The sequence below is a fragment of the Anaplasma capra genome, from assembly GCF_025628805.1.
Lineage (GTDB): Bacteria > Pseudomonadota > Alphaproteobacteria > Rickettsiales > Anaplasmataceae > Anaplasma > Anaplasma capra.
In genome coordinates this window covers 69,119-79,669 of sequence record NZ_JAOTBG010000008.1, presented here as the reverse complement: position 1 = coordinate 79,669, position 10,551 = coordinate 69,119, and the positions used below count along the sequence as shown (strand labels likewise).

The window sequence follows — 10,551 nt, the reverse complement described above, 5'->3', positions numbered from 1 at the left end:
AAGCTCAGCAGCTTCTTCCCTACCAAAAAGCTCAGCAGCTTCCTGCTTAAGACGCCCAGCCTCCCCATTAGGAAGCACCCCCTCTCCCTGATGCTCTCCAAGTGGCTGTGTATCCATCTCTGTATCCTCCTCATCACTCATTAGGACGGCTCCAATAAGCGTCAATCGGTATTGGGAAGCCTACATCAACTAACGGCTGGGGGGGGGGGAATCGAACTTCCCTGCCCCGGGTCCGCAGCTGGGTTACTGCCTATCCCTGACATTTCACTGCCTGGCTGTGCAGCACGTACGTCTGCAGCAGCACAATCTTGAACTCCCTCACTATCTACCGCTTCAAGCGTTGCTCTAAGACTGTACAAAGCAGCGCTTTCGGCTTCCTGCTTAAGCGACTCTTTTTCCAACTTAAGCAACTCTTCTTCCAACTTAAGCAGCTCTTCTTCCTGACCAAGCCGCTCTTCTTCTGACCGGAGACTCTCTAATAAGGCAGTCGCCAAATCATCCTCGGGCCGCTCAAGAATCGTGGCCACCTCCAAAAAAATCTCGGAATACCGAGAATAAAGCAGCACCTTCCTTCTAAAAAGCCCGACATACCAACGCCACAGAGGCCCATACTTCCACGCAGAAGACTCAATCTTAAGCGCTGCGGATTCAATACGCGAGGCAGACGTCTTAAGCGACTCAGCCGCCTCTCTAAGATCCGCAACATCACTCCGAGGACCTGCATTATCTACTTCCTCCCGAGCATGCGTCAGCTGCCACCCACTCCTAGCCAGCCCAGCCGTCCAATCTATATGTTCTCCTGTCGACGATTGCCGTCGCTGTACACTCATACCATGTCCTCCCCATCACTCATTAGGACGGCTCCAATAAGCGTCAATCGGTATTGGGAAGCCTACATCAACTAACGGCTGGGGGGGGGGGAATCGAACTTCCCTGCCCCGGGTCCGCAGCTGGGTTACTGCCTATCCCTGACATTTCACTGCCTGGCTGTGCAGCACGTACGTCTGCAGCAGCACAATCTTGAACTCCCTCACTATCTACCGCTTCAAGCGTTGCTCTAAGACTGTACAAAGCAGCGCTTTTGGCTTCCTCCTCCTCAACCGCGTGGTGGCGCTCCTCCTCAAGCACGGCTGCTTCCTCAAGCCACTCAATGTCTTCCTCCAGCCACCTGGCTTCTAACTCGAGACTCCTGATGAGGACACGTAAATTATCAACCCCGGGCCGCTCAAGAATCGCGGCCACCTCCAAAAAAATCTCGGAATGCCGAAAATAAAGCAGAGTTAGCCTCTCAAGAAGCTTGACACGCGACCGCCATAGAGGCCCATACTTCCGCGCAGAAGACTCAGCCCACGCTCTACCAAGTTCAGATGCCCTCCCCGCAAAAAACTCAGCCCGCTCTCAAACTCGCAATACTACGGCTAAGACGCGCACTAGCACGTCTAATAAGCTCCTGCCGGAGCAATGCACCTTCTTCCCCAGGAAGCCTATCATCCTGCGGTCCAGGGAGAAATTCACCTTCCTCCCCAGGAAGCGGCTGCCTCCTAGCCGGTGCATCCACCCAATCATCAAGAGACGCTCTCACCCAATCACGCCTTGTATGTTCTCTTGTCGACGATTGCCGTCGCTGTACTCTCATACCATGTCCTCCCCATCACTCATTAATGGCTCCAATAAGCGTCAATCGGTATTGGGCCAGAGTTGTGAGGGGGGGGGGGGAAGAATGCAAACCTCCCCCTACCCCTGTTTTCCGTGGCTAGGTTATCTACTTCTCCCACCACTTTGCTGCTGCCCTTGTGCAGCACTAACTTCAGACTGATTAAGTGAAGTCATCTTGCCATCTTGCGCAGCATTCACAGCATCAACAAAATCTGCAGATACTTCCTTGAGAGCAGCCTGGTCCACCTCTGCTGCAAAACTTTTTTTACCACCACCAAGTGCAGTGCTCAGATTACCCAGTGCCTTAGTGGCACTTTGCATAAGGGCCTGATTCTCAAGACTATTGACATGAGCATTAAGAGTGTTACTTAGAGCATCTGCGTTTTTCGCGGCACTCTGCGCAAGGTCACCCAAGGACATACCCTGGCTTGCGGCACCAAAACCATCTGCAAGAGCAGTGGCCATCGCGGTAGTACTATGTACAAGAGAAGACAACACCGTGGCAGTTGCATTGCAAGCGGCACTTAGACCAGCGTGGACGGCATCCTTGCTGAGCGCATGCTCCAAACTGTGTGCAGCATTCTTACAAAATTCATTTACAGAACGCATCGCCGGACCAACGGCATTTGTTATCGCAGCCACAAACGCTTGGTGGCCCATGGCGCTGGCATCAAGAGACTTCACAGTAGCTATAGCCTTGGTGCACATAGCAGCAAAAGTATCGAGCGCTGCAATTGCTTTTTCAGGTACGCCAGAAAATCCCGCAAGAGCAGCGGTGTAACCCAAAGCAAGGGTAGCGGAAACAAGCTTGGCGCCCTCCGCACACAACTCCAAACCTTTGACGATCTTTTCAGTGCCTTGGTCGTGCATGAACCTCACAACATCGTCAACACCGTAAGCGATAAGCGCCGCACCTCCTGCCATTTTCTTTGCGCCGTCCGCTAGCACTGCATTACTGACGCGGATAGCGCCAACTACATTCGCGTAAAACTTAGTTAAAGGCGCTAGGGCAGCGTTCTGAGCATCTTTGCGCAGTGTTGCTAGCTCTGATCCCACTTCCATGCTATCAGCAGTTACCACCGCCGCCGTTGCAAGGTGGCGCATAGCGTCTTCCTGCGCAGAGGGCGTAAGTGTATTCCACCTTTCCAATACATCATTAAGCTGCACGAAAAACTCGTTGGGAGTCAGCTTACCTCCCTTCCTTCCAGAAGGAAAGAGCTCGGGGTCCCCAGTGGATAACGCCGCCACATGTGCAAAATGCTTCAGGCCATTAGCCCGCACACCGGGGGACGTGTACGTCCAGCTGTCCTGCAGATGCTTAAGCTCCGCAAACGCTTGATCTTTGGTAGCATACCAAAACTTATTATCGTCACTACTCGCAACCATTTCTAGTACCCTCCTCATATAAATCTATTGGCTGGCACCCAACATCATTGGGAGCCTGCGCAGAGGAGGGGGGGGGGGGGAATTACATCCCCTTCCTGCCCCTACCACTGCTTTACTATTTTGCTGAGATCATCCATACCAAAGGCCACCGGTGCAACGCCTGCTGGTTACACCGCCACCTTGAGCGGCCCACGCGCGGGTCCCGACAGGACGCACGCGGAGCGGGTATTAACTTGGGAAAAGTCTACCGGTATTCCTATTAACTTAATATGAATTTTATAGCTGCAGTGAGCTGTTTACGTACAACTTTGGCTATATTCCAAAAGGCGGAGAAACCGGTGCTACACGGCACTTGACCACACCAGAAAACGGATGCAGCTGTGGAACGTAAGAAGGAAAAAAATTAATCAGAAATGTGCAACATGGTGGGCAGTAACAGACTCGAACTGCTGACTTCCTCGGTGTAAACGAGGCGCTCTACCAACTGAGCTAACCGCCCCGTTGAATGCTAAACCATAACAACGACTACTGCAATAGAGAACTTCTTATGTCTTCATAGTCCCCTACGCCACACTGCTTGCATGCCCCAAGCACGGTATTGACCAGGAGAAACGCTATGGTCATCGGCCCCACTCCCCCTGGCACCGGAGTTACTGAACAGGGGGTGCTGCGCAGCCCTTCAAACTCAACGTCCCCAACAAACCTATTCTTTCCGTCTTGCTTCACCGGATTTATTCCAACGTCCACAACTATTGCCCCGGGCTTAATCCAAGAAGACTTTATAAAGTGTGCCTTACCTACAGCAGCCACAACTATATCTGCTCTAAGGCAATGTTCTGCGATGTTCACACTGGCAGAATGCAGCACGGTCACTGTACAATTCTCATAAAGAAGCAACAGTGCAACCGGCTTTCCTACTATGTTGGAGCGCCCAACAACTACCGCGTTACTCCCGGACAAATCCCGTTTCACGGTTTTTGCCAGATACACACACCCCTGTGGGGTACACGGAACCATACAATCCAGCTGGCCTGTAGCCAATTTCCCGGCATTAGCGTTGTGAAACCCATCTACGTCCTTCTCGGGGTCGATTGCATCAATAATCAAGCCTTTATCTATGTGCTTGGGCAGTGGCAACTGCACAAGAATCCCGTGTACATTTTTATCTCGATTCAGCTCATCAATAATACACAGCAGCTCTTCCTGCGAGGTATCATACTCAAGGGCAATAGTCCTGGACTGCAGCCCAAGCTCCTCAGCCTTTCTCTGCTTGTTGCCAACATACAGCTGACTTGCCGGATCATCACCAACAATAATAACTACCAGAGAGGGCACCAACCCATGCTCCGTACTGAGCTCACCAATACACACACGCAGTTTATCAAGCAGGCCCTTTGCAGTTAACTTACCATCTATTATCTCGCGCACCAAAACCTCTTAAACCGTGAACACACCAAGCATAGAACATCTGGCAGCCCTACACACCTAGAATATACGGGGCAACGGTGAGGCAAACACGATCTCACATTGGCGGCACAACGCCTATACGTCCCAATATAACAACTACGTGACCCAAACGCAGCAAAAACCTCTAGAACCTGCAAAGCACCAACCCAATCCCCCTGAGTTACCTAGTTAGCGGGAGAGCGCGGCTCCGGAGGTAGGTGCGCAGTGCCATAATGTGCATATTTGCTGTCAAGGAAGATATTATCGCCTGCATTCCTGAAGTAGCCCTCTGTATAGACGTTCGGGCTCCCGGCACCTAGAAGTCTCGTCACTGTTACAAAGTCATAGCCTTCCTTGCGCAAAAACCCCACCACCGTTTTCAGGTTCTCAAGTGTATGTGGGGGCACCGAAGTTGCGTGCATCAGCAAAATCGACCCGCTGCGTATATTCATATTGCTGGATACAAATTTATCGGAAATAAGCTCCCACTCGGGTACAACAACGTCCCACTGGATAACTCCAACCCCAATTTTGTGGAGAAAATCTAGATTCTCGCGCGTGACCCTCCCATACGGCAGCCTGAACAAACTCATGCTTTCTGGAATCTTAGCCAACTCCCCATGATACCTGTCATCGGAACCCAGTCTTTCAGCAATTGCATCTCTTAAGATCTCATACTGCTTCTCCGTGCACATCACCTGCTCAACTGCCTCCTTTTCGGGTAGGAGCGCGAAATTTCCGTGAGTCCACGCATGGCTACCTATTTCAAACAGAGGATCCGCTATAAGCTGCATAGCCCTCTCTTGATGAGTTTTCATCCACTTACCACCAAGAAACAGCGTAGCTGGAATACTGTGCTGCCGGAGAAAGTCGATAACCTCACCATTGTAGCCAGAAGTCTTGGTAGAAAGTTCACAAAAATCAAACGTCAAGGCCACCACTTTTCCTACCCCAGAACGCGGGGAGACAGATCTGATATTTCCCGGCCTACTGCTTGCTGCCCACATCGTGTGAAGCGGCGCGCACCCACCATCCGGCAGTGTAACATCCGGTTGGTGGTAACCCGACACTAGATTTTCTCCGTCTAGGTGTTGCAGCTGTGTATCTGTCCATATAGCCTCCAGTACAACCCGAGAACCAAACTCTCTGCTCAACTCAACGCCTTGCGCCCAAGCAATGTCACAAATAAACAGGGTAGTTGCAAACAGCGCGCTGAAGCCCAGCTGCAAAAACCTTTTTAGAGAAACAACAAGACGCGCCCCGACCATGATAGATGCCACATCTAACCCCAACTCGTACGGAACCTTGTAACACATCACCGCAGGAGCCGCAATTCTTGGCCCAAATTCCTGCATCAACCACTCGAGCTCGCAACTAAATGACTGCATATATAGAAGAACTACGGAAAGTTATCTTCTATTAGTTCCTTCAACCCCAGTTGCCTCGATATGCGCATACTCTCCGTGCTTATGATGTGGCTCAGCTTGCTGGCGGTCTCTTCAGCATCTTCATTTACCATAACGTAATCATAGTGGTGGCAGTGGCTGATTTCGAACGGGGCACCTTTTAGTCTATTCTGTACCACAGAGTCGTCCCCACCGCGATTCTGCAACCTACGGCGGAGTTCATCCATGGACGGGGGAACTATGAAAACGCTTACCACCCACTCTCTCATGATCTCCATCAACCTAAGGGCTCCCTGCCAATCAATCACGAACAATATGTTCCTCCCGCTACCGATATTTTCCTCTACAAACTTCTTGGGTATACCGTAGTAATTTCCAAAGACCGTCGCATGCTCCAACATTCCGCCAGACTCACAGAGACGCAAAAACTCGGATTCGCTTAGAAAGAAGTAGTCCTTCCCGTCAACCTCCCCCTCCCTCGGCGGCCTCGTAGTTGCAGAAACCGAGCGTACGATGTTGTTGGCAGCATTCCTTACAACGAGGTCAGACACGGTGGTTTTTCCGCATCCAGAGGGTGAGGAGATAACTAGCATTATACCCTCACTCTTCAACTTGAGACCCACATACACCCCTACAACTCGACGCACACCACGAGGGGTCACTTATACCATCAACAACCCCCGTCCTCAATCAATAAATGCGCGCGACATTGCCTATTGGCCAACTCCCCGACACATTCCTACCACATACTTTACGAGGTGCACGCCGCCACAGGGGAAGCGCTCTACTACATTTGCCTAACTCACTAACACGGTTCGCATTTGGCATATCCATTAGTCAAACAAGTGAACGGGGCCGCGGTGGCACCTGCCTTGTGGTGCGCGGGTGCCTACACTTCAGCATCGCAGATGTTAAAATCGAGCACCAGTTGTTAGTCCAGACTACCGCGAAAAATCTTGCTGTTGTAGCGCATAGGTAACTGTGCTATCCTCCAGGCTTGTAGTAGGTGACTTCTGGTGTGGCAGCATGAAGGGGTTGGCTCGTTATTCGCGGTTTATGTTGCCCTACGTGGTGTGCTTTTGCGCTATCTCAATGGTTGTGGGCTTGTATTACGCGTTTTACGATTCCCCGGCGGACTACAGGCAGGGTGAGGTCGTGCGCATAATGTACCTACACGTGCCCTCCGCATGGATTTCACTGGGGGCCTATTCGGCGATCGCCGGCCTAAGTTTTATGACATTAATCAAGAAGGGCGCAGGATCCCTGCTGTCGAGAGCCATTGCGCCCGTTGGTGCGTGCTTCACCGTAGTATGCCTAATTACCGGCAGCGTGTGGGGAAAACACACATGGGGCACTTGGTGGGCATGGGATGCTAGGCTAACCTCAATGCTGCTGCTCTTGTTCCTGTATTTGGGATATTCGTGCTTGTGGCATGCGTTTGAGGAAAATGAAAGGGCCTCAAAGGCTACCTCGTTGTTTGCCTTATTTAGCGCCATTAACGTACCGATCGTAAAGTTCTCGGTAGACACATGGGCAACCCTGCACCAACCAGCGAGTGTACTGAGGAAGGGCGGTGCCGCAATTGATTCTTCAATGTTGATACCACTGTTCATAATGTTCGCAGCGCTTGCGTCTTTGTTCGGCGCACTTACGCTGTTACGCGTCGGAACCCTGGTTAAGACTCGCAAAATCCAGGCCATGGTTGCGCGTTTCTGCAGCCGGGTACCATCATGATAGGAACGCTGTCTGGCACAATTGAGGAAATAGTTTGCGGCAACCGTGCCATACTGTGTACTGGAGGAGTGGGATACTTGGTACACTTGCCGGGTAGGGTCCTGAGCAATTGCAAGTGTGGGGATCAGGCACGATTTTATATTGAAACGTACGTGGGTAGGGACAGCGTACCCCAACTATATGGCTTCACCAATAAAGAAGAGCAGGAATGCATGCGGATGCTAATAAAAGTTAGTGGGGTTAATTACAAGACTGCCATGTCAATACTGGACGCACTGACACCAAACCAGATATTCTCCGCAATTATAAATGGGGACAAGGCAACTCTAAAGGTCGGCGGAGTCGGAGAGAAGCTCATCAGTAGAATAATCTCTGAGCTTACACCACAAGTACAGAAGTTGGAGTTGCACAAATTTGCTTCAGCGGCTCGCACAGACGGAGAAGCAATTGCCGCCCTGTTGAGTTTGGGGTATGAGAGAACCGTCGCTCTAAGGGCGCTACAGAAGGTAGGCGCGTGCGACTCCACAGAAGACGCAGTATGCCGCGCGCTTGCGGAGTTATCTAAGTGAGCGATAGTAACTTACATGAATATGGCGCCTTACCCGAAGACTATCGCAACGTCATACTACGGCCCAGCCTGATAGAGGAGTTCGTTGGGCAGACCGAGGTAATTAGGAATCTCAAGATCTTTATAAAGTCCGCATACGGGAGAAGAGAGCCTATGGACCACGTTTTGCTGTATGGCCCCCCGGGCCTCGGCAAAACCACACTAGCACACATAATAGCAAAAGAGCTGAAGGTAAATTTCAGGTCAACTGCGGGCCCCTTGCTGACAAAGGCGGGCGATCTGGCAGCAATCTTGACTAATCTTCAGCCAATGGATGTGCTGTTCATAGATGAAATACACAGACTCAACAAAAACATAGAGGAGGTTCTGTACTCCGCTATGGAGGACTTTTGCCTAGATATTGTAGTGGGAGAAGGCTGTGGTGCCAGGACCTTAAAAATCGACATTCCGGTTTTTACCCTGATAGGCGCCACTACCAGATTTGGACTGATCTCAAACCCGCTGCGAGATAGATTCGGCATACCATTACACTTGGAGTTTTACTCAGTAGATGAACTTGTGCTTGTGATAAAACGTGCAGCCAACGCAATTTGCACAAGCATAGATGATAGCGGAGCGCTGGAGATTGCTTCCAGATCTAGAGGCACGCCAAGAATTGCGCTAAGGCTGTTCAGGAGGGTCAGGGACTTTTTGGAGTGCGAAGAGTGCAACGCAATAGATGGCAATTTCGCTGATCACGCTCTGTCCCGCTTGGGCATAGACAGTGCAGGGTTTGACAAGATGGATTTGAAATACCTCAAGTTTGTGTTCTCGGCCAATGGCCCCGTGGGCATTGACACCATAGCCTCCGCACTCTCTGAGGATATAGGAAATATAGAGGAGACAATAGAACCGTATCTGATCAAAACTTGCTTCATCCAGCGGACGCCACGTGGCAGGATCTTAACACAAAAAGGCATCGAATACCTGCTAAACAATAAGTACATATAGGAACCCCCTCGGGCCGGACGCAACCCTCTTCACGGACTCACAAGATGCTAAATCTCCCTCCTCAGGTAGCACCTCTTGAAAACTTATGCCGCACATCTCCAGGTACAATGCGATACAAGATTACTAACGATACCGCGGTGCACGTAGCGCTTAGCACAGCCAATGGGACTACCGTACCATTATAGAGTGCGCCTACAACGTACATACCCAAAGCACCGAAAACTGTCTGACAAAAAATGATGAGGGCAGAAGCGATGCCCTTGTGTTTAACCTCCTGCAATGCCAACGCAACGCTGTTACTGGTAATAAATGAAAGACAAAAGGATGAAGGAAGCCAGATTATTTCCGCAATTACAGGCGTTAAGGTAATACAGCAATGCATAATGACCAAAATTACATCGGAGACAACAGTTGCGATCAAGCCTGTGGCTATCATCCTGTACATACCAAACCTGCGAACCAGCCTTATGTTGGCCATAGTCCCCACAATGAATGATATTCCACCAATTGCCGACACGTACCCGTAGTATTTTGCCTGGAGCCCCATACCTTCTATGAACACAAAAGGCAGGCTACCAAACGAAGCGATTATACACGTTAACGTTAAGCCCTTGATCAGGCAATAGGCCAAGAAGCCGCGATTTTTGAGCAGGGCTACATATCCAGAAATCACCGAAGCCGGATTAAATGCCGCACACCTTTCTGATATTGTTTCCGGAAACTTCAGCACAAACCATAGCAGTAATGCCATGGAAAGTGCACAAGATAACACAAAAACCGCCCTCCAACCGTGTTCATGGGCCATCATATAATTGGTTACAACCGGCCCCACAAATGTAGAGAAAGTTACAGCAGACATATACATCAGGGATATCCCCTTATAGCACTCCTCGCTGGAGTAAGTATCACATATCACTGCGCAGCCCACCACCGCCGCAACTCCGGCACCAACCCCATAAAAAAACCTGGCGACAATAAGAGAAGTAATGCTGCCGGCAATGCAGCACCCCAAACCAGCAATAGAGAAAATCGCCATGCCTAAGATCATAGTGGGCCGGCGTCCATATCGGTCAGACATAGGTCCGTAAACGAGCCCGGAAATTGAGTGACCAAGCATTTCCAGGCTGACCGTAAACTGCGCAATGGTCTGCTGCGTACCAAAAGATGACCCCACTTGCGTTAGGTAGTTGGTGTACAGGGAGTTGGTGATGTCACCAATCACCAAAGGCAGTACAACAAGTATGAATACCAGCGAGCTCAGCATACACGCACCGCACACCCTACAAGCATCGCATCACCTCTCAACAATTCAACTACCATATCAACAACCTGCCCGCACCGGCGCGCAAACAGCACGCAGCGGCT

General features: G+C 50.7%; 10 protein-coding genes and 1 tRNA gene. 3 read left to right on the top strand and 8 right to left on the bottom strand.

From position 1 onward, the window contains the following. Positions 1-185 precede the first annotated feature (185 nt). The 7 genes from OC187_RS03140 to gmk form a co-directional block, all read right to left on the bottom strand. Positions 186-830 (bottom strand): hypothetical protein, encoded by a 645-nt coding sequence (locus tag OC187_RS03140; protein ID WP_263008593.1) that lies wholly within the window; start codon positions 828-830, stop codon positions 186-188. Positions 831-897: 67 nt separating this feature from the next. Continuing rightward, positions 898-1,242, bottom strand: coding sequence for a hypothetical protein (locus OC187_RS03135; protein ID WP_263008592.1), 345 nt, complete (start codon positions 1,240-1,242; stop codon positions 898-900). A 516-nt stretch (positions 1,243-1,758) separates the two neighbouring features. After that, positions 1,759-3,060: a hypothetical protein gene (locus OC187_RS03130; RefSeq protein ID WP_263008591.1), complete on the bottom strand. Its 1,302-nt coding sequence runs from the start codon at positions 3,058-3,060 to the stop codon at positions 1,759-1,761. Between the two features lie 405 nt (positions 3,061-3,465). Then, a tRNA-Val gene (locus OC187_RS03125) sits at positions 3,466-3,541 on the bottom strand. A 26-nt stretch (positions 3,542-3,567) separates the two neighbouring features. Beyond that, on the bottom strand, positions 3,568-4,470 hold the full coding sequence (locus OC187_RS03120; RefSeq protein ID WP_263008590.1) for a bifunctional 5,10-methylenetetrahydrofolate dehydrogenase/5,10-methenyltetrahydrofolate cyclohydrolase: 903 nt from the start codon (positions 4,468-4,470) through the stop codon (positions 3,568-3,570). 203 nt (positions 4,471-4,673) lie between these two features. Continuing rightward, positions 4,674-5,876, bottom strand: coding sequence for a polysaccharide deacetylase family protein (locus OC187_RS03115; protein WP_263008589.1), 1,203 nt, complete (start codon positions 5,874-5,876; stop codon positions 4,674-4,676). Between the two features lie 11 nt (positions 5,877-5,887). Continuing rightward, a complete protein-coding gene (gene gmk, locus OC187_RS03110) occupies positions 5,888-6,487 on the bottom strand; it encodes a guanylate kinase (protein WP_396124715.1) in 600 nt (199 codons plus the stop codon). Between the two features lie 433 nt (positions 6,488-6,920). Between gmk and ccmC the strand changes: the two genes are divergently transcribed. The 3 genes from ccmC to ruvB are packed head-to-tail and all read left to right on the top strand — an operon-like array spanning position 6,921 to position 9,186. Continuing rightward, a complete protein-coding gene (gene ccmC, locus OC187_RS03105) occupies positions 6,921-7,628 on the top strand; it encodes a heme ABC transporter permease CcmC (protein WP_396124714.1) in 708 nt (235 codons plus the stop codon). After that, a complete protein-coding gene (ruvA, locus tag OC187_RS03100) occupies positions 7,625-8,197 on the top strand; it encodes a Holliday junction branch migration protein RuvA (protein WP_262998098.1) in 573 nt (190 codons plus the stop codon). Before ccmC ends, ruvA begins: the two co-directional genes overlap by 4 nt. Continuing rightward, positions 8,194-9,186, top strand: coding sequence for a Holliday junction branch migration DNA helicase RuvB (gene ruvB, locus OC187_RS03095; protein WP_262998099.1), 993 nt, complete (start codon positions 8,194-8,196; stop codon positions 9,184-9,186). Before ruvA ends, ruvB begins: the two co-directional genes overlap by 4 nt. Positions 9,187-9,247: 61 nt before the next feature. On the opposite strand, the gene OC187_RS03090 is transcribed toward ruvB, so the two are convergent. Further along, positions 9,248-10,450 (bottom strand): MFS transporter, encoded by a 1,203-nt coding sequence (locus tag OC187_RS03090; RefSeq protein WP_262998100.1) that lies wholly within the window; start codon positions 10,448-10,450, stop codon positions 9,248-9,250. Between the last annotated feature and the right edge of the window lie 101 nt (positions 10,451-10,551).